Raw genomic sequence first — 19,954 nt, 5'->3', positions numbered from 1 at the left:
ACTGCTGCTGTTTTACCCTCGATCGCTTGGGCGTTTGCGGTTGAGCGATGCTTACAGCGCGCCCAACAATTCCTCGGTGGGCCAGCCGTCTGCGGGCAGACCGAGGCGGAGCTGTTCGGTGCGTACCGCAGCGCGGGTGCCGCCACCGAGAATTCCGTCGATCTTGCCGACATCGTGGCCTCGGGCGGCAAGTTTCTGCTGCAGCTGTTTCATCGCCACGTCGCTCAGGCCGGATCCAGGATTGCCAGCATCATAGGGCTTGGCGCCGCCAAGCCGGGTGGCGAAATAGGCAGCCGACGTGGTGTAGATGAAACTCTGGTTCCACTCGAGATAGATCGAGAAATTCGGGAAGACGAGGAAGGCGGGCCCGTTACGGCCCTGGGGAAACAACAGATCGGCGGGAAGGTTCTGGGCGCTTGGTGCGCCGTTGCGGAATGTCACGCCGAGTGCTGCCCAATCATTGAGTGTCATGCCCTGGCCAAGGCCGGATTTTTCATAGGGGAAATCGCCGTCAGGCAGCGATACTTCCGCAAGCCACGGTTCGCCGGCGCGCCAGCCCAGCGCCCGGATGAAATTCGCCGCCGTCAGGATGGCATCGGGGGAAGACTTCTTGAGATCTTCATGGCCGTCGCCGTCGCCGTCGACGCCATATTTGATGATATCGCGGGGCAGCATCTGTACCTGGCCGATTTCGCCTGCCCAGGCGCCGGTGGTGCCGGTCGGGTCGAGATCGCCGTGGGCAACCATTTCGATGGCCGCCAACAATTGCGGACGAAACAGTTCAGGCCGGCGACAGTCATGGGCGAGCGTCGCCAGCGCATTGATGGTGTTGAAATCACCCTGGACCGCGCCGAAATCGGTTTCCAGTCCCCAAAACGCGGTGATCACAGGCGCCGGCACGCCATAATCGGCCTCGGCGCGGGCGAAAACCTCGGCAAACTGCGCCATCTTCTTCTTGCCGACCTGCATCCGGTTGGCGCTGACCGAGCGCTGGGAAAACTCCAGGAAGGTCTGCCGGAACACGCCCTGGGCGCGATCGCGCGAGAGCACCTTGTTATCGACCTTGACGCGAGCCAGTGCGTTGTTGGCCACTTCTTCGCTGATTCCGCGGCTCATCGCTTCGGCTTTCACACCCTGAAGGAACTGGGCGAAATTGCCGCCGCAGCTGGGTGCTTGCGCCATGGCCGGGGTAACGATCAGGCTGGAAAGAAGAAGGGTGAGGTGGAATTTGCGTCTCATGGTGGCTTGAACTCCTGATGGGGCTGGCAACGCACCCGAAATTTGTGGCTATGTTGAGGTGACCCGGCTCATGGCAGGCCCAACGCCGGCATTGGCGTTGCGGGTGTCGGTGTGCAGCGGGCACTGATGTCTGGCGGGGATGACCATATCTGCTTCAGCGCGCGTATTTCTGTAGCCATGCGCGCCACTGGCTCTTGCTGCCGGCAAAGGCATTGATGTCGGTATTGCCCTTGATGCCGGGAACCATACCGGTGCCGGTATATTGCCAGAAGCTCCAGGGATGGTCGGGATAGATGTCCTGCGGGTGTCTCGCCACCGAACGCAGCCAGAACTGGTGGTTCATGAGGTGGCCATTGATGTTTTCGCGGTGGAAATCGACCGTGGTGTAGATGATCGGCGTCTTGCCATAATGGCGGCCGACGATGTCCGACCAGATCTTGATTTCCGACCGAACCGTCTCGGGGTCGGGCCGCGTCGTGCAGGTGCGCGAGGCATGATTCCATTCGACATCGAGCACCGGCGGCATCTGTACCGCAGAGCGCGGCACATTGGCGATGAACCAGGCAGCCTGATCCCGCGCGGGTGTGCAGAAATAGTAAAAATGATAGGGCGCCGAGGCGATGCCGGCGGAGCGTGCGCCGCGCAGGTATTCCTCGAAACGGCTATCGGTATGGTCGCCGCCTTCGGTGGCCTTCATGAAGGCGAAGGCGATGCCAGCCTTGCGGACCTGATCCCAGTCGATATCTCCTTGCCATTTGGAAATGTCGATGCCGTGGACCGGGTAGAGATCCGGGTGCCGGCGTCCGAAATCAACCGGTTTGTGGTCGCCATAGCGCCCTTTTCCGGGCGGCGGCAATTTGACCACCGGGGGAGGTGCGTTGGCCGTGCGCGACTGTTTACCGATTGGCTGCAGGCTCGATTCGAGACTGCCGGATGTGCAGCCTGACAATCCCAGCACGATGACGGCGAGAATGGCGAAGGCCAGATGGCCGCGGAAACGCCTCAGGCCGCCGACTGCAACTTCCAGCAACGGTGTTGGCGCTGCCTGGCGGGTGCGGGGCGTGGAGAATCCGAAAGATGAATTATTGTGTGTCGTCAAGGCACTACACGGTTCGGTCTGGAGTGGTGAACGGGGCTCGGCGGCATCGGCGTAACGAAGTTCGTGCCCTGTTTAGCAACAAAAGCTTAAATTTTGAAAAACACTGTAAATCAACTGTTTACCATTAGAAATCACTGGTCACAATTTGTTAAATCCTGATCCGTAATGGTGTGTCGGGGAACAGGAGTTTTTAGCATGATGCTGAAATCTTATCTGCCAAACATTCATCGGCGATATGCAATCGCCGGTTTGGCAATCGGATTAATGACGGCTCTGGCGTTTTGGGTTGGAGAAAGTTTTGCGGGCGTTGCTAACGCTCAGGCGACCATCGGTGCTGCCGATGGTCCGTTGGCGCTCGCCCTTGGTGCGGGCCCCGCGGCATTGGCACTTTTTCTGGTTGCCATCGGCATTCGCAATTCACGGCTTTCCAAACAACTGGCGCACGAGCGGGCCAGCGTCCATTCACTTCGCCAGGCAGCTTACCACGACAGTCTCACGGGCTTGCGCAACCGTTATGCGCTAAGCGAGGATGTCGCTGCATTTTTGGCCGCCGATGTTCAGGACGAACACGTGGCGGTGATGTTGTTTGATCTTGATCGCTTCAAATCCATCAATGATACGCTCGGCCATGGCGCCGGCGACCAGGTGCTCAGAGTGCTGACCCGCCGCATTGAACGCCAGTGCGGCGCGGCGCAGCAGGTCTATCGCCTCGGCGGCGATGAATTCGTCGTACTCTGGAAGGATGCACCGAACGATGCCGCCATCGGTCAGTTCTGCGCGCGGCTTGCAGATGCCGTGTTTACACCGGTGGATTACGGCAATTCCCATATCGATACTGCCGGCAGCATAGGCGTGGCGGTGATGGAAGGCGACACGGTGACCTTGTCGGACCTGCTCAAGCGCGCGGACCTGGCGCTTTACCGCGCCAAGGAGGTTTCAGGTCCGAGCCATTGCTTTTACACCGACTCCATGGACAGCGATTATCGGCTGCGCCGTGACCTCGAGATGGATATGCGCAACGGCCTGTCGGATGGTGCATTCGATGTGGATTATCTGCCGGTTTACGGTGCAGGGTCGCCACGGCCGGTGGGTTTCAGCGCACATCTGAAATGGACCCATCCGGTGTTTGGCGATGTGGCGCCGACCCTGTTCATGGCGATGGCCGAGCAAAGCGGGCTGGCCGTGACACTCGGTAACTGGATGCTCGGCCGGATGCTGGGTGATGCCGCCAGTTGGCCATCCGGCGTGGAAGTCACAGTTTCGGTTTCTCCCGTGCAACTGAACACGCCGGGGTTCGCCGCCGATGTTGCCGAGGCGCTGGCGGCCGCCGGCATCGCTCCCTCGCGGCTGGTGTGTGATGTGCTTTGCAATGCGATTTCGGCCGACAACCGGATTGCGCTGGCCGAGATTGAGACGCTGCGCCGGTCCGGCGTGCGAATTGCCGTGAGTGATTTCTCTGCCGGTGTTGCCGGTCTGGCGATGACCAGGGCGCACCCGATCGACCGCGTTCGTCTGGATATCGATCATATCAAGTCGATTGCCGGAGAGGCGCGTTTTTCACAAATGTTGAGTCTGTTTCTGCAACTGGCCTCCACTGTCGATACTCCGGTTACGCTGACCGGGGTCGACAGCCGCAATGATCTGGAGTGTGCCATTTCCGCCGGCGCTGTCGAGGTCGAGGGATGCTTCGCCGGTCCGGCGCTGTCGGCGGCCGAGGTGCGCGAACTGACGTCGGTTGGTGCGGCTGCATCCGGCGATGACCGGATGCAGCTCGCAAGCTAGAGTATCCTACGCTCAGGCCTCGCCGGCGCCACCAGCGGTGGGCGTCGTCAGGATCACCGCCTCACCGGCTTCCAGCACCGTCTGGTCGCAGGCCTTGAGGGTTTCGACGGTTCCATCAAGCCGGCGTATCTGGGTCAGGCCGACCTGGCCTTCGCCACCGCCATTTATGCCCAAGGGCGGGCGGTTGCGGTGCGAGGAGAGGATGGCCATGTCCATGCGTTCGAGAAAACGCATGGTACGCCGGGTGCCATTGCCGGCTGAATGGCGACCCTTGCCGCCAGACCCTTCGCGGATATGGAAATCCTCTAGTTCCACGGGGAAGCGCATTTCCAGGATTTCCGGGTCGGTAAGCCGTGAGTTGGTCATGTGGGTATGAACGCCCGAGGTGCCGTTGAAGCCCCGACCGGAATTCTCGTAACCCGCCGGTGAGCCCGAGCAGATGGTCTCATAGTATTGGTGCTTGTCATTGCCGAAGGTGAGATTGTTCATCGTGCCCTGGCTGTTGGCGAGCGCGCTGAGTGCGCCGAAAATCGCGTTGGTGACATGCTGCGAGGTTTCGACGTTGCCTGCCACGACGGCGCGCGGATAGGCCGGCTTGAGCATCGAGCCTTCGGGGATGATGATGCGGATCGGTCGCAGGCAGCCGGCATTCATCGGAATTGGTTTTTCCACCATCACCCGGAAGCAATAGAGCACGGCGGCGCGGGCCACCGGCTCGGGCGCGTTGAAGTTGTTTTCCATCGCGTCCGATGTGCCGGTGAAATCCACTGTCGCTTCACGCTTTTCGCGGTCGACCGAAATCTTCACCCTGATCACCTGGCCAGTGTCGGTGGGGTATTCATATTCGCAATCCGACAGGGTGGAGATCACTCGGGCAACGCTTTCTGCGGCATTGTCCTGGACATGGCCCATATAGGCTTCGACCACATCAAGCCCGAAATCGGCCACCATCTTGCGCAGATCAGCCACGCCTTTCTCATTGGCGGCAATCTGGGCCTTCAGGTCAGCGACGTTCTGGGTGACATTGCGGACCGGGTAGGGGTGATTGGTGAGGAGTTCGATCAGCTCCTTTTCCCGGAAACGGCCGCGCTCGACGATGCGGAAATTGTCGATCAGAACGCCTTCCTCGTCGACGGTGGTGGCGAGCGGCGTCATTGAGCCGGGTGCCGTGCCGCCGACATCGGCGTGGTGCCCGCGCGAGGCTGACCAGAACAGGATTTCGCTGCCGTCATCGGAAAATACCGGGGTAACCACGGTGATGTCGGGCAGATGGGTGCCGCCATTATAGGGGGCGTTGAGCGCAAACACGTCGCCGGGATGGATGTCGCCTTCATTGAGGCGGATGATGGTTTCCACCGAGCGGTCCATCGAGCCCAGATGCACCGGCATGTGCGGTGCATTGGCGACAAGGGCGCCGGTGCGGTCGAACACCGCACAGGAGAAATCCAGCCGCTCCTTGATGTTGACCGAATAGGCGGTGTTCTGCAGCGTCACGCCCATCTGTTCGGCAATAGACATGAACAGGTTGTTGAACACTTCGAGCATTATCGGGTCGGCCTGATCGGCGCCGATTGCCAGCGCCCGCTCGAGCTTTTCATAGCGCGTCAGCACGACGTGGTCGCGGGCATTGATGCGCGCTTCCCAGCCTGGCTCGATGACTATGGTCTGGTTGGGCTCGATGATCAGCGCCGGGCCGGCGACACGGTTGCCGGGCTTGAGGCCCTGGCGACGGATGACGCGGGCGTCACGCCACTCGCCCTGACAATAGATCGGTCGGGTTTCGTGCTGATCTACATCGCCGTCGGTCAGCGGGTGTTCGGGCTCGACACGGTTGTCTTCGCGGTCGTCGACGCCTTCCACCGAGATCGCTTCGATGATCACCGGCTTGTCGTCATAGACAAAGCCGAACTGGGCTTTGTGCGCTGCTTCAAACTCGGTGCGGGCGGCGTCGAAATCGAAATCCGAAAACGCCACGGGAATGGTGGTGTCGGTGCCGTCATAGCGCAACTGCAATAGCGGGCGCCAGCTGATGGCGCCATCGGGCACGCCCTGGCTTGCCAATTCCTCAAACACCGCCTTGCAGAGATCGTCGATGAGACCTTTGACCCTGATGCGGCTGTCTTCTTCAAGCGGCTTGATCAGCGCCTGCTGACGCGAGGCAAAGACGCTTGCCAAGCCGATGCCATAGGCTGACAGCAAGCCGGAGAAGGGGTGGATCAGGATCGATTCCATGCCCAGCGCGTCAGCCACCAGACAGGCATGCTGGCCGCCGGCGCCGCCGAAGCAATTGAGCAGGTAGCGGGTCACGTCGTAACCGCGCTGCACCGAGATCTTCTTGATGGCGTTGGCCATGTTTTCGACGGCGATGGTGATGAAACCTTCGGCGATTTCCTCGGCGGTCTTACCCGGTTGCTCCTTGGCGAGATCGGCAAAGGCGGCCCGCACCGTGTCGGCGTCGAGCGGCTGGTCCTGGTTGGGGCCGAAAATGGCGGGGAAAAATTCGGGTGGCAGCTTGCCCAGCATGACGTTGGCGTCGGTGACGGTCAGCGGCCCGCCGCGGCGGTAGCAGGCAGGGCCGGGATTGGCGCCTGCGGAATCTGGACCGGCGCGAAACCGGCCTTCGTCGGCGTGCAGCACCGAGCCGCCACCGGCGGCAACGGTGTGGATCCGCATCATCGGTGCACGGATGCGAACGCCGGCGACTTCTGTGTCGAAGGCACGTTCGTAATCGCCATCATAATGGGCGACATCGGTGGAGGTGCCGCCCATGTCAAAGCCGATGACCTTGGAATAGCCGGCAAGGGCGGCGGTTTCGACCATGCCGACAACGCCGCCGGCGGGGCCGGAAAGAATGGCGTCCTTGCCGCGGAACATGTCCGCTGCCGTCAACCCGCCCGAGGACATCATGAACTGCAGTGTCGGGCCGGGTTCGCCCGAGGGGGTGGCGCCGAGCACGCCTGCGACGCGATCGACATAACGCCTCAGGATTGGCGATAGATAGGCGTCAACAACGGTGGTGTCGCCACGGCCGACCAGCTTGGCCAGCGGCGAGACCTGGTGGCTGACCGAGATCTGCGAGAAGCCTACGCGCTGGCAGGCGGCCTCGACCAGGGTCTCGTGGATCGGGTTTTGCCAGGCATGCATCAGCACCACGGCTACCGAATCGATGCCATCGACGCGGGCCTTGGCCAGTTCAATCTCCAACGGATCAATGTCGGGGGTGCGGCGCACGCGTCCGACCGATGTCATGCGTTCCTCGACCTCGATAACCCGTTCATAGAGCTGTTCGGGGAGAATGATTTCCTTGGCGAAAATGTCAGGGCGGGCCTGATAGGCAATCCTGAGTGCATCGCGAAAACCCTTGGTGATGACCAGCAGCGTGCGGTCGCCCTTGCGTTCGAGCAGCGCGTTGGTGGCCACGGTGGTGCCCATCTTGACGTGGCCGACGCGGTTCGATGGGATCGGCGCATCAGCATCGACGCCCAGCAGGTCGCGGATGCCCTGGATGGCGGCGTCGGGATAGGCTTCGGGGTTTTCCGAGAGAAGCTTGCGTTGATGCAGTGTGCCATCGGGCGCACGACCGACGATATCGGTGAAGGTGCCGCCGCGGTCGATCCAGAAATCCCAAAACTCAGAGTGCGTCATCGGTGTCTCCCTGCGCGCAAAGCTTGCGGTTCGAATTATTAGGTTGATCTTCTCACAAAACGCTGACAAATTGTCAACGTAACATTTAACCCAAGTTGGCTTGCAGTCTATAGTGTCCGTTCACAAGGGCGCGATCTGCGCCAAATCCGGAGGAGGAAGCATATGAAACACACACTCGCCTTGACCCTAGCCGCAGGCATGCTTGCCGCGACATTTTCGATCCCAGCGCTGTCGGCGGACTGGGATATGCCCACGCCCTATCCGGATGGGACCTTCCATACTGTCAACATCAATGAATTTGCCGATGATATCAAAAAGGCAACCGATGGTGGGCTCAATATTACCGTTCATTCCGCCGGTTCGCTGATCAAGCATGGCGAGATCAAGAACGCCGTGCGCGGTGGCCAGGTGCAGATCGGCGAGTTTTTCCTCTCGCTGCTCGCCAATGAAGATGCCGCCTACGGGCTCGATTCACAGCCATTCCTGGCCACCAGCTATGCGGAGGCTGCGAAGCTGTGGGAAGCACAGAAGCCGGTGATCACTGAACTTCTGGCCAAGCAGAAACTGGTGCCGTTGTATGCGGTTCCGTGGCCGCCGCAGGGGCTTTACACCAACAAGGAAATCAAGACAGTTGATGGTCTCAAGGGTCTGAAGTTCCGGTCCTACAACGCCGCGCTTGAAAAGTTTGCCACTCTCGCCGGTGCTGCACCTACCCAGGTTGAAGTGCCCGATATCCCGCAGGCGTTTTCCACCGGCCAGGTCGAAGCGATGATCACTTCGCCATCGACTGGTGCCAATGGCAAGGCCTGGGACTATGTCAGCCATTACACCCCGATCAACGCCTGGGTTCCCAAGAACATCGTCGTGGTCAACAAGGCGGCCTTTGATGCGCTTGATGATGCGACGCGTGCTGCCGTGCTCGAAGCTGCGGCCGCCGCGGAAAAGCGCGGTCTGGAAATGAGCATGAAGGAAACCGACGCGCAAACCGCTGTTCTCAAGGAGAATGGCATGGTTGTGGTCGAGCCGAGCACTGAGCTGCTGGAAGGGCTGATGAAAATCGGTGAGCAGATGCAGTCTGAATGGCAGGAAACCGCCTCCGAACAGGCCAAGGCAATCGTCGCCGATTACGCGAACTGATCGACTGTCGACCGCTGGCGGGTTGCCCGCCAGCGGTCGCTGTGCCCATGTAGGGGTGGCGTCACGGGCGCACCAGCGGGAGGGGAATGTGCGTAAACTACTTGATGGTGTCTACACCGGAAGCGGGCTGCTCTCGGCAGGGCTGATTGCTGCGATATGCCTGCTGGTTACCGCCCAGGTGTTGTTGAACCTGATTACCAAATACGGCCCCTTCGACATCAACCTGACAATTCCATCCTATGCGGATTTTGCCGGCTACATGCTGGCGGCATCGACGTTTCTGGCGCTGGCCTACACGTTGATGCGCGGCGGGCACATCCGGGTGACAATGGTCCTCAATCTGGTTCCGTCGGGGTTTCGTCTGGCGGCCGAAGTGTTTGCCCTGGCGCTATGTGCCGTAGTTGCCGGGTACTCGAGCTTCTACATGTACAGGCTGGTCCACGAATCCTACGAATTCGGTGACATGTCGTCCGGCATTGTCGCAATCCCGCTTTATATCCCCCAATCCACGGTTCTGGCCGGACTTGTGATCCTGACCATCGCCCTCATCGATCTGACGATTCAGACCATCCGTCTCGGGCGGCCGGTCATCGTGCAGATGAACACGGAATGAGGCTCTGTTGATGAGCGACATCACCGCAATCATCATACTTTTCGTGACGCTGCTGTTGTTGCTGGGAGTCGGTGTCTGGGTGGCGTTCGCGCTGATGCTGACCGGCGCATTCGGCATGTTGCTGATGTCCAATGCGCCGATCGGCCCGATCATCGCCACCACGCTGTGGGGGCACAGCACATCCTGGGCGCTAGCGGCGCTGCCGATGTTCATCCTGATGGGCGAAATTCTGCTGCGCTCGCGGCTGTCACAGGACATGTTCGCCGGCCTGTCACCCTGGCTCCGACGGCTGCCGGGCAGGCTGCTGCATGTCAATGTTTTCGGCTGTGCGATCTTTGCCGCCGTGTCCGGATCGTCGGCGGCGACGGCGGCGACGATCGGCAAGATGTCGGTTCCAGAGTTGAGGGAGCGGGGCTATCCGACCGACATGGTGCTGGGCACCCTGGCCGGCTCGGCAACGCTGGGGTTGTTGATCCCGCCCAGCATCATTCTCATTGTCTACGGGGTTGCGACCGAGCAATCAATCGCACGGTTGTTCGTGGCGGGTGTGCTGCCGGGGCTGCTGCTCGTAGCGCTGTTTTCGGCCTATGTGATTGCCTACGCCTTGATCTTTCCGTCCCGCATTCCCGGCGACGATGACGAGATGCCGCTGATCGACAAGATCCGGGCATCGGGCCGGCTGGTGCCGGTTCTGTTGCTGATCATCGGGGTGATCGGCTCGATCTATCTTGGCGTCGCTTCTCCCACCGATGCGGCGGCGGTTGGCGTGGTGCTGGCGGTCGTGCTGGCCTGGGCCAACGGGTCGCTGTCGTGGAGCATGCTGCGGGAAAGCTTGATGGGAGCCACCGTCACTTCCTGCATGATTGCCTTCATTCTGGTCGGCGCGGCTTTCCTGTCGGTCTCGATGGGGTTTACCGGTATCCCGCGGCATCTCGCAGAGTGGATTGCCGGGATGGGGCTCTCACCCTACGCGCTGCTGGCGGCACTGACCGTGATGTTCGTCATCCTGGGCTGTTTCCTTGACGGCATTTCCGTGGTGGTGCTGACCACGTCGATCATCATGCCGATGATTCTCGAAGCGGGCATCGACCCGCTATGGTTCGGGATCTATCTGGTGATCGTTGTCGAGATGTCGCAGATCACGCCGCCGGTGGGCTTCAACCTGTTTGTCATTCAGGGGCTGACCGGCTTTGATATCCTGCGCATCGCCAAGGCGGCGCTGCCGTTTTTCCTGCTGCTGCTGCTGGCAGTTGCGCTGATCACAATATTTCCGGGCATCGCCACCTATCTGCCGTCACTGATGGGTAACTGACGTGCGTGAGCGTCGAGCACCTACAGCGAACTTGCGGCGCGGGAGGCCTGATCGTAAAGGCCAGACAGGGTACGCAGCACGGTAGCTGTCTCGCTTAAGTCCTTGGGCAGGTTTTCGATGTGCTTGAGGTTTTCCACCAGGCACTGTTCGCGCACTTCGCGGTACTTGCTGCACAGTGCTTCGCCTTCCTTGGTGACGTTGTAAAACAGTTCCTTGCCGACCTTTTCGCCGCTTATGAGTTTTGCTTTCTGCAGCTTCTTCAGCGCGTAATTGACCGTGTGCGTGTCCTCGATGTTGAGCTGAAAGCAGATGTCGGAGAGCCGCTTCTTGCGGCTGCGATGCTGGATATGATGCAGCACCAGGATCTCCAGCGTGGTCAACCCGCTGTAGCCGGCGGCGACGGTGCAGCGCCCGATCCAGCGGGCAAAGCCGTTATAGGCGAGGATCAGGCCGTATTCGAATTCGGACGAGCGCCAGCCTTCCTCGGTTGCCAGATGATGGGAGGAGACAATCATGCCACCAGGCATTGCCGAAGAGTCCTGGGAGGGTTTCTGTTCCGTCATGACTGCTTCCTTTTCATCTCGTCGGAATTTCATAGACAAAATATAAGCGAAAATGACTCTTTTTGCGACACCATAAATGCGTGAGTATTTGTAAGTTCTTGCGATGCAAGGCTGCGTTCGGAAATGAAGACCGCTGCCGCCCTTGACCATCAAGCCGGCCCTTGCCTATCGTCTGCGACCTTTTAACGGCACGGTGGGAGCAATTGCATGGATTATGTCCGGCTGGGAAAAACAGGACTCAAGGTGTCACAGCTATGTCTGGGGTGCATGAGTTTCGGCACACCCGGTGGACCGACCCATCCCTGGGTCATTGACGAGGACGCGGCGCAGCCGTTCTTCCGCAAGGCTGTTGAGAGTGGGATCAATTTCTTCGACACCGCCAACCACTACAATTACGGTGATTCCGAACTGATCACTGGCAAGGCCCTGAAAACCTTCGCGCGCCGCGACGAGGTGGTGGTGGCGACCAAGGTCGGCTTGCGGATGAGTGACGGCCGGGCCAATGACCGCGGCCTGTCACGCAAACACATCTTCGATCAGATCGACCAGTCACTCGGACGCCTGGGTATGGACTATGTAGATATTCTCTATGTCCACAGGCTTGATCCGGACACAGAATTCGAAGAGACGCTGGATGCGCTCGAAGCGGTCATTCAGGCAGGCAAGGTGCGCTATGTCGCCGGCTCGTCGATGTGGGCGTGGCAGTTTGCGAAATTGCGCGAGATGCAGAAGGCGCGCGGCTATCAGCCGTTCATCGCCATGCAGAATTTCTACAATCTGGCTTACCGCGAAGAAGAGCGCGAGATGATGCCTTATTGCCAGGCCGAAGGTGTCGGGGTGGTGCCGTGGTCGCCAATCGCCCGCGGGTTTCTTGCCGGTAATCGACCCAAGCAGGGGCAGGCCTCCAACCGTGCGGCCACCGACCGGCTGGCGAAGGACATGTTCGGCTCACCGCAGGATTACGCAATCCTGTCACAGATCGAGAAGGTTGCCGCAAAGCTTGGCGTCAAGCCGGCGCAGGTTGCCTATGCCTGGGTGCTTTCCAAGCCTTTCGTGACCGCACCGATTGTCGGCGCCACCAAGCTCGGTCAGCTCGAAGAGGCAATCGGCGCGCTTGATGTCAAGCTCGACGCAGCCTCTGTGCGCTTGCTGGAAGCCGCCTACAAGCCGCGCGTTGTGGCCGGGCATAGCTGACAGCGGGCGGGAACCAGGGCTGCCTATCCCACCTTGGCGTTTCGACCGATCCAGACGACCAGCGCCACGGCGATGGCGAAGCCGAACATCACCGGAGTGATGGTTTCGCCCAGCAACAGGGCGGACAGCCCGAGCGTGACGAAGCTCTGCATCAGCTGCACCTGGCCGACGCGGGCGATGCCGCCAATCGCCATGCCCCAGTTCCAGAATATGAAACCGGCGAACATTGAGCCCAGCGCCAGATAGGCGAGCGCCATCAGCGCATGGTTGTCGGGCTGGGTGATGCCGCTTTTCCAGGTGAGGATGGTGCCAGCCAGGGAAATCGGTGCGGTGATCACCAGCGCCCAGCTGATAACCTCCCAGCCCGGGAGCGTGCGTGCGAGTTTTCCGGAAATGACGTAGCCATAAGCCACTGTCAGAGCTGCGCATCCCAGCCAGACATCGCCGATGCCTGGCTCGATGTCGGCGCCGGAAAGCGAGAAGATGACCACCAACGTAGCGCCGGCGATGCTCCACCCCCAGAACGCCCGGCCCGGACGCTCGCCGCCGATCAGCGCCGCGAAAGCGGTGATCAGCAAGGGCAACACGCTGAGCACGATACCGCCATGGGTCGCCGGCACGGTCAGCATGGCGACATTTGAAAAGCCGGGGAAGCCGTAGACCACCATTACCCCGGCAATGAACAGCGAAAGCGCATGCTGGCGGGGGAAGGGTTTTTTCAGAACAAGCAGCGTGATGGCGGCGACCACTGCGGCAATCAGAGCGCGGGCGCAGGTAATGAAGGCGGGCGAGAAGCCTTCAAGCGCAATATGGGTGACAGGCAGGGTTGCGCCAAAAATGACAACGCCAACGAGCCCGAGCGCCATACCTGCCAGCGGACGGGCACCGTGGGCGGGTGTTAGTGGTAGTTCGGGTGAGACGTCTGCTGGATCGGGGATACTATCGGACATAGTTAGGCCTTAACGGCACAACCGGGTTCGGGTCCAGCGAATTCCGGGAATGAATGCAATCGTCAAAAGTGATGAATTGTTGATATATTGTGCAGTGCATTATACTCGATTTTTCTAACCAAATCGCCTAAAGACATTGCATGTCTTTGTTTCAACGCCTGTTCGATGCCATCGGCGAAACCGCTTCCACCGCCTTTTCCGGCGTTGTCGAGGCTGTGCTAACCGTGTTTGCCGGTGATCCGGAAACGCGCCGCAAGGTGGCGTTTTCGGTGGCGGTGATCGCGCTGTCGGCAAAAATGGCCAAGGCTGACGGCATTGTTGCGCCCGAAGAAGTACGGGCTTTTCAGGAAATTTTTGCGGTGCCGCAGTCCGAGGCCAAAAATGTGGCACGGCTCTACAATCTGGCCAAGCAGGATGTTGCCGGCTATCAGGCCTATGCGGCGCGGGTGGCGAGCATGTGTGGCTCGGGTGAAACCAATTGCGCGATGCTGGAAGACGTGCTCGACGGGTTGTTTCACATCGCCAAGGCGGATGGGCTGATCCACGAGAAGGAACTCGAGTTCATCGCCGACGTTGCCGACATCTTTCATATTGACGAGCCGCATTTCGACCGGATCATGGCGCGGCATGTGCATCCGAACGGCATCGATCCCTATGCGGTGCTGGGGCTGCCGGACACGGCATCGTTTGCCGAAGTCAAGAAACGCTACAGGGCGCTGGCCGCTGAAAGCCACCCCGACCGATTGCGCGGTCGTGGTGTGCCTGAAGAGTTTTTGGGCATTGCCAATGACCGGATGGCGGCGCTCAACGACGCCTTCGCCATCATTGAGAAGGCACGTGCCGCAGCATGAGTGATTTTCAACCCGATATCGACGGCACCGCAACGCGGGCGTCGCCCAATCACGGTGAGCGCCGCAATGGGCGAAATCCCGATATGCTGGTGCTGCATTACACGGGCATGGCCACCGCACAGGCGGCGCTAGACTGGTTGTGTACCGAGGAAAGCCAGGTCTCGTGTCATTATTTCGTCGATGAGGCGGGGCTGGTTACCCAGCTGGTGCCTGAAGCCGCACGCGCCTGGCACGCCGGGCAGGGCATCTGGAAAGGCGAGACCGATATCAATTCGGCCTCGATCGGCATCGAGATTGCCAATCCCGGTCATGAAGCCGGGTCGCCCGATTTTCCCGAGGCGCAGATCGCTGCAGTGATCGAGCTGTGCGCAAATATCATCGATCGCCACGGGATCGCTGCCGAACGGGTGGTGGCCCATTCCGACATTGCGCCGCTGCGCAAACAGGATCCGGGTGAGAAATTTCCCTGGCAGCAATTGCACCGCGCCGGAATTGGCCACTGGGTGGAACCACTGCCGGTTGGCGGGGGCAGGTTCTTTCAACTGGGCGACGCCGGCCAGCCGGTGGAAGCGCTGCAGACCATGTTGGCGCTGTATGGCTATGGTTTGCAGGTTGATGGCCGCTTCAATGAGGAGACTGCGGCTGCGGTGTGCGCTTTCCAGCGGCATTTCCGTCCGGAGCGGGTCGATGGCATCGCCGACGCCTCGACCATCGGCACCCTGCACAAGCTGCTGAGCGAATTGCCCACCGTCGCCTGAGCAATCTCCCTCTCATCGTAAGGCCTTCCGACCGGAATGTTACAGCCTGCAATGCAAGTTTATTGCGGTGCAGCATTTTTGGGGTTGCCCGGCCATAAATAAGCCGCGCTGGGCCTTGATTGAGATGGCTTCAACGCACGAATGATGCAACGGCAACTGGCCGTATGTGCTTTCGCGCTGACAAGCAACGCGCCTGGGGCATGTCCGTTCCCGTCCACTGATGGGGGGCTAGGCGCACTCGGAGTAATACCAACAATGCGTTCAATTTTGACGGCTGCTTCGGCGGCCCTGCTTACACTTGTGCTCGCTGGATGCACGACCAGTTCTGCGGAATCGAAAAGCGAGATCAAGGAAAGCAGCCTGAGTTTCGGATATTCGGGTAGGCCTTACAACGCGCTGATCTCGAGTTATGCCAAGAGCTACGGCGTGCCGCTTTCGCTGGCTCATGCAGTGATTTCGGTGGAGAGCAACTATCGGCCAAAGGCACGCGGCGCGGCTGGTGAAATCGGGCTGATGCAAATCAAGCCGGCGACGGCGCGGATGATGGGCTACAGCGGCTCGGCCAAGGGACTCTACAAGCCGGAAAACAACATCAAATACGGTATGAAATATCTTGCCAAGGCGCATCAGCTTGGCGGCGGCACCACCTGCGGCACCATTCTCAAATACAATGCCGGCCATGCCGCAAAGCGGATGAACCCGGTTTCCAAGCGCTATTGCGGCAAGGTCCAGTTGTTGATGAAATAAGCTTGGGGCGGGCCTGTTTCATCGCGACCGTCACCTAACAACGTGGCGGGCCGCAAAAGGTTCCCGATTTTTTCCCAAATGATCCGGCGCGGCGCGGCCAGTATGGCGATGCCGCGCAGCCGGAACGTCAAGCGGGATTTTCTCGACTGTGACGGTGTGGGGAAGCCCGGGTTTGATCGTTCTGGCACGCGTCATTCCGGCTTGTCGGCATTGTGCTGGTAATCGTGGTTTGATGCCGTGGTTGCGCGCTGCCGCTATTGCTCTGGTCATCGGCGTTGTGGTAGTCTAAGGAGGGCGCGCCAGTCGGCCGGGCAGCCGCGTCTTGCAACGTCGAAAGACAGCAGGGTGAGGAAAGTCCGGGCTCCACGGATAAACGGTGCCGGATAACATCCGGCGGGGGCGACCCTAGGGAAAGTGCCACAGAAAGTATACCGCCCCGCCTTCTGATTGCCGGTCGTTGATTTGAGGTCAGGCCGACAATGAGATGGCGGGGTAAGGGTGAAAGGGTGGGGTAAGAGCCCACCGCGCGACCGGCAACGGAAGCGGCACGGTAAACCCCACCGGGAGCAAGACCGAATAGGGATGACGCAGGGCGCAAGTCCGGCCCTTTTTCCGGGGTTGATCATCCGGGTAGGTTGCTTGAGGTGCGCAGTAATGCGTATCCCAGAGGAATGGCTGCCACGTTTTCGTCCTCGGGCGGAGGCCATACAAAACCCGGCTTACAGGCCGACTGGCACTTTCACTTTTTGAGCAGATGCGGCGCCTCAGCGCGCCGGCAGTTGCGGCCCGTCATTGTCGGTCGCACCGCGCTGAATTGCGCTCATTCCGCGGAACCAAACATCATTTGCGCCGTTAAGCGCCAGACGGGATGCGGCAGTCCTGTTTCCGCCAGGATCAGGTCAATCCCGACGCCTTTAGCCATGCCCGCAAAGCTCATGTAAACCCTTCATTTGAAAGGAAATTCGCCATGAAGACCCTGTCCGATGCCTTTGAACACACCCTGCAAGATATCTATTATGCCGAAAATGCCCTGACCCGGGCGCTTCCGAAAGTCCAGGAAGCGGCCAATGGCAAAAAGCTCAAGGATGCTATTGGCGAGCATCTTGAGGAAACCAAGGGCCAGATCAAGATCCTCGAGAAAGTCTTCAAATCCATCGGCAAGAAGGCCTCCGGCGAAAAATGCGACGCCATCGAAGGGCTAATCAAGGAAACTGACGGCATCATCAAGGAAGCCAGCGGCGTTGCCAAGAACGCTGCACTTATTGCCGCAGCCCAGGCAGTCGAGCACTATGAAATCGCCCGCTACGGCACCCTGCGCGAATGGGCCAAGGTGTTGGGACACAAGGAAGCCCATGACTTGCTGTCGGACATTCTCGATCAGGAAAAAGCAGCCAACAGCAAGTTGACCAATCTGGCGGTTTCCTCAGTCAACGAGGAATAGGGCGCGACCACAACGTCACAGCCAACACATGCATTGCGCGGGAGGGGCGGTTTATGGCCGCCCTTCCTGTTTGTGCACGTCGTGCTGACGCGGGTATCGACCCTTTCCGTGCGGACCAGATTTACCGGCTTTAGCATCTTCGCAGTGCGACTGCGCTGCAGATCAATCGCCTTCGGTGATCCTGACCTTGTCCGGCCAGAACGCGAAATGCCCGGCCAATTGCTTTGAAACGTCCAAAGGCCTGTCGTAGCTCCAGGCGATTTCATCGTCATTGAGGGCGACGTAGCTGGCATCGCCTTTCAGGGGGCAATGGCTCGTCTTGTCGAGCGGCTTCAGTTTGACGACGATGTCGGTTGCGGGAATGTAGATCGCCGGATCATAAAGCGATTTGCCCATCTCCATCACCCGCAGCGCGTTTTTTGTCTCTGCGACCAGGGTGTTTCCAACATACACCCGAACCGTTCGCTTGATTGGCCTGATGACCATGAGGTGATTGGGGTTGGCCGGGTTTCGAAGGGCGCCTTCCAGCAATGGAACGTTACTGTTTGCTGAGCCTGATGTGTGCATTTTTTCACCCGTTTCTCACGCTGTTTGCCACCGATGGGCATCCGCAGATTTTACCATCAACTCCATGGATTTGATATGGAGAGAAGCGGAGATCAATCTTTGGTGCCAACTTATGCGTGAGACGGAACATGACGCAATCAGGCAAGTGGACCCGTCTGGTCAGGGTGTTAGATTGCGTCCATGAGAGATGATGATTTCGACGACAGCGGTTCGGAGCCCTGTTTTGCGCATATGCTGGTGGACGGTCATGTGGTTGATCCGCAGACATGGAAAGACGTTTCGGTCTTCCGCAAATCCCGACGCCAGCAATTGTACCAGCTTCGTAAGGAGTTGCCGCTTGATGTGCGCAAAGCCATGGCTGAGCGGATAGGCGCGCAACTTGATGAGATGCTTGGCGATGTGTCGGGGCGGACGATAGCTGCCTATTGGCCGATCCGCGGCGAACTCAATTTGCGCGACTGGATGATTGCCGCTTCCGAGCGCGGCGCGCGAATCTGCCTGCCGGTGGTGGTCGAGAAAAACCAGCCGGTGGAGTTCCACCACTGGACCCCGGAAAGCAGGATGACCCGAGGAGTCTGGAATATTCCGGTACCCGCCGACCCGGTGCCGCTTGTTCCAGAAATAGTGATCGTGCCTTTGCTCGGCGTCGACGAGGAAGGCTACCGGCTCGGCAATGGCGGTGGTTATTACGACCGGACGCTGGCGCGGCTTTCCGACGACACGCTGATCATTGGCGTCGGTCAGGATTTTGCCCGGATGAAGACGATCTTCCCGATGCCCTGGGATGTTCCCATGACCAAGGTGGTGCTTGGCGACGGCAGCGTGACTGCGCGGTCGTAAGGCTGGCCGACCACTGCGGTTGCGGACCAGCGGTTGTTGCGGGCGGTAGGTTTCGCCGTCAGGTTTCCAAGGATGAAAAATCGGCAGTCCGCCATGCCCCGGCATGAATTGCGGTCGCGGCGCAATCGTGCAAAACATGCCCCAACAGGGCGGTTCTATAACGGCCCCCGAGCATCTGCAGATCAACGGGAGAAGACACGTGAAAAACAAGACCGCGATTATCGCGCTGGGCCTGTGTGCCGCACTGGTTTCCTCAGCCGCACTGGCTGAAACGCGCATCACCTACAAATCGGCCAAATCATCCTCGTCATACTACCAAATGGGAGTGCAAATTGCCGAGGCGATGAAAGCCGGCACCAACGGCGACATCATCGTCACAGTGGAGGAAAGCCAGGGCTCGGTGCAGAACGTGATGGAGGCCAAATCCCGCGGCGGCGATTACGTGTTCACCACGCCGCCGGCGCTGGTCGGACTGGCGCAGGCCGGCAAGGCGATGTTTGAAGGCAAGGGTGATCCGAAATTCGACGAGATCCGGGCGCTGTTTCCGATCCCGTCGCTGACCATGCATTTTGTCATGTCCGCTGATAGCGGTGTGACTGATTTTGCCGGTATGGAAGGCAAGACCATCCTGCTCGGCAAGGGCTCGTTTGGCGCCAGCGAAGGCGAGAAATACCTCAAGCTGTTCGGGCTTGAAGGCAAGGTCAACCTGGCCGAGGTGGAATTGTCGAATGCGGTTCCAGCACTCAAGAACGGCCAGATCGACGGATTCGTCACCGCCGGCTCATGGCCCGCGCCCAACGTGATTGAAGCTGCCGCGTCGACCGATGTCGTGGTGCTGTCGCTCAGCGACGATCAGATTGCCCAGTCTAAGCGCTCGAAACTGGTGATCCCGGCGGGCACCTATAATGGCCAGGACAGCGATATCACCACCACGTCGCTGCCGGTTGCAGCCTTTGCCACCACAGCGATGGACGAGGAAGCCGCCTACCAGCTGACCAAGACCTTCTGGGAAGGCAAGGCGACGATGAGCCAGGGCGCGCCCTGGTGGAACGGCGTCGACAAGGCGCTGATGGCCAACATCACCACCAAGCTGCATCCCGGCGCGATCCGCTATTATCAGGAAGCCGGCTTCGAACTGACCGCAGACCAGCAGTAACAGCTATCGCCCTGCCTGGCCTTGTGCTCGGGCAGGGCGGTTTTCTTCCGGCTTCCCTTA

17 protein-coding genes and 1 other RNA gene are annotated in these 19,954 nt (G+C 59.8%); 12 read left to right on the top strand and 6 right to left on the bottom strand.

Annotation, left to right across the window (positions count from 1 at the left end; translation table 11 throughout):
- Window positions 1-51 precede the first annotated feature (51 nt).
- Both OEG84_RS09265 and OEG84_RS09260 read right to left on the bottom strand, forming a co-directional pair.
- The gene (locus OEG84_RS09265) at window positions 52-1,239 is read right to left on the bottom strand and encodes a lytic murein transglycosylase (protein WP_425602833.1); all 1,188 of its coding nucleotides are present in this window, start codon (window positions 1,237-1,239) and stop codon (window positions 52-54) included.
- A 154-nt stretch (window positions 1,240-1,393) separates the two neighbouring features.
- Entirely contained in the window at window positions 1,394-2,245 is an 852-nt protein-coding gene (locus OEG84_RS09260) for a glycoside hydrolase family 25 protein (RefSeq protein WP_425602905.1), read from the bottom strand.
- A gap of 288 nt (window positions 2,246-2,533) precedes the next feature.
- Here OEG84_RS09260 and OEG84_RS09255 point away from each other — a divergent pair, with 288 nt between their 5' ends.
- Complete coding sequence (locus OEG84_RS09255; RefSeq protein WP_267653489.1) at window positions 2,534-4,120, top strand: diguanylate cyclase domain-containing protein; 1,587 nt, start codon at window positions 2,534-2,536, stop codon at window positions 4,118-4,120.
- A gap of 12 nt (window positions 4,121-4,132) precedes the next feature.
- Here the strand turns inward: OEG84_RS09255 and OEG84_RS09250 are convergent, their stop codons facing one another.
- Window positions 4,133-7,765: a hydantoinase B/oxoprolinase family protein gene (locus OEG84_RS09250; RefSeq protein ID WP_267653488.1), complete on the bottom strand. Its 3,633-nt coding sequence runs from the start codon at window positions 7,763-7,765 to the stop codon at window positions 4,133-4,135.
- 162 nt (window positions 7,766-7,927) lie between these two features.
- On the opposite strand from OEG84_RS09250, the gene OEG84_RS09245 reads away from it, so the two are divergent.
- From OEG84_RS09245 to OEG84_RS09235, 3 genes are all read left to right on the top strand, one after another.
- Window positions 7,928-8,902, top strand: a complete 975-nt coding sequence (locus OEG84_RS09245; protein WP_267653487.1) for a TRAP transporter substrate-binding protein — start codon at window positions 7,928-7,930, stop codon at window positions 8,900-8,902.
- Between the two features lie 88 nt (window positions 8,903-8,990).
- Window positions 8,991-9,515, top strand: a complete 525-nt coding sequence (locus OEG84_RS09240) for a TRAP transporter small permease (RefSeq protein ID WP_267653486.1) — start codon at window positions 8,991-8,993, stop codon at window positions 9,513-9,515.
- 10 nt (window positions 9,516-9,525) lie between these two features.
- Window positions 9,526-10,827 (top strand): TRAP transporter large permease, encoded by a 1,302-nt coding sequence (locus tag OEG84_RS09235; RefSeq protein WP_267653485.1) that lies wholly within the window; start codon window positions 9,526-9,528, stop codon window positions 10,825-10,827.
- Window positions 10,828-10,847: 20 nt separating this feature from the next.
- Here OEG84_RS09235 and OEG84_RS09230 read toward each other — a convergent pair whose 3' ends face one another.
- On the bottom strand, window positions 10,848-11,390 hold the full coding sequence (locus OEG84_RS09230) for a winged helix DNA-binding protein (RefSeq protein WP_267653484.1): 543 nt from the start codon (window positions 11,388-11,390) through the stop codon (window positions 10,848-10,850).
- Between the two features lie 207 nt (window positions 11,391-11,597).
- On the opposite strand from OEG84_RS09230, the gene OEG84_RS09225 reads away from it, so the two are divergent.
- The gene (locus tag OEG84_RS09225; RefSeq protein WP_267653482.1) at window positions 11,598-12,584 is read left to right on the top strand and encodes an aldo/keto reductase; all 987 of its coding nucleotides are present in this window, start codon (window positions 11,598-11,600) and stop codon (window positions 12,582-12,584) included.
- Window positions 12,585-12,607: 23 nt separating this feature from the next.
- On the opposite strand, the gene OEG84_RS09220 is transcribed toward OEG84_RS09225, so the two are convergent.
- Window positions 12,608-13,534, bottom strand: a complete 927-nt coding sequence (locus OEG84_RS09220) for a DMT family transporter (RefSeq protein WP_267653481.1) — start codon at window positions 13,532-13,534, stop codon at window positions 12,608-12,610.
- 140 nt (window positions 13,535-13,674) lie between these two features.
- On the opposite strand from OEG84_RS09220, the gene OEG84_RS09215 reads away from it, so the two are divergent.
- From OEG84_RS09215 to OEG84_RS09195, 5 genes are all read left to right on the top strand, one after another.
- Window positions 13,675-14,385 carry a J domain-containing protein gene (locus OEG84_RS09215; RefSeq protein WP_267653480.1) on the top strand — a complete coding sequence of 237 codons (711 nt, stop codon included), beginning with the start codon at window positions 13,675-13,677 and terminating at the stop codon, window positions 14,383-14,385.
- Window positions 14,382-15,143, top strand: a complete 762-nt coding sequence (locus tag OEG84_RS09210; RefSeq protein ID WP_267653479.1) for an N-acetylmuramoyl-L-alanine amidase — start codon at window positions 14,382-14,384, stop codon at window positions 15,141-15,143. The genes OEG84_RS09215 and OEG84_RS09210 overlap by 4 nt, the downstream gene beginning before the upstream one ends.
- Window positions 15,144-15,398: 255 nt before the next feature.
- On the top strand, window positions 15,399-15,890 hold the full coding sequence (locus tag OEG84_RS09205) for a lytic transglycosylase domain-containing protein (protein ID WP_267653478.1): 492 nt from the start codon (window positions 15,399-15,401) through the stop codon (window positions 15,888-15,890).
- 299 nt (window positions 15,891-16,189) lie between these two features.
- Window positions 16,190-16,628: RNase P RNA component class A (rnpB, locus tag OEG84_RS09200), an RNA gene on the top strand.
- A 229-nt stretch (window positions 16,629-16,857) separates the two neighbouring features.
- The gene (locus OEG84_RS09195) at window positions 16,858-17,331 is read left to right on the top strand and encodes a YciE/YciF ferroxidase family protein (RefSeq protein ID WP_267653476.1); all 474 of its coding nucleotides are present in this window, start codon (window positions 16,858-16,860) and stop codon (window positions 17,329-17,331) included.
- 162 nt (window positions 17,332-17,493) lie between these two features.
- Here the strand turns inward: OEG84_RS09195 and OEG84_RS09190 are convergent, their stop codons facing one another.
- On the bottom strand, window positions 17,494-17,817 hold the full coding sequence (locus OEG84_RS09190) for a DUF427 domain-containing protein (protein WP_267653475.1): 324 nt from the start codon (window positions 17,815-17,817) through the stop codon (window positions 17,494-17,496).
- 261 nt (window positions 17,818-18,078) lie between these two features.
- Between OEG84_RS09190 and OEG84_RS09185 the strand changes: the two genes are divergently transcribed.
- Both OEG84_RS09185 and OEG84_RS09180 read left to right on the top strand, forming a co-directional pair.
- Complete coding sequence (locus OEG84_RS09185; protein WP_267653474.1) at window positions 18,079-18,738, top strand: 5-formyltetrahydrofolate cyclo-ligase; 660 nt, start codon at window positions 18,079-18,081, stop codon at window positions 18,736-18,738.
- 199 nt (window positions 18,739-18,937) lie between these two features.
- Window positions 18,938-19,894 (top strand): TAXI family TRAP transporter solute-binding subunit, encoded by a 957-nt coding sequence (locus OEG84_RS09180; protein ID WP_267653473.1) that lies wholly within the window; start codon window positions 18,938-18,940, stop codon window positions 19,892-19,894.
- The last annotated feature ends 60 nt before the right edge of the window (window positions 19,895-19,954 follow it).

The organism is Hoeflea algicola, assembly GCF_026619415.1.
In the GTDB taxonomy this organism is placed as follows: Bacteria; Pseudomonadota; Alphaproteobacteria; order Rhizobiales; family Rhizobiaceae; genus Hoeflea; species Hoeflea algicola.
This window is presented reverse-complemented; position numbering and strand designations above follow the sequence as displayed.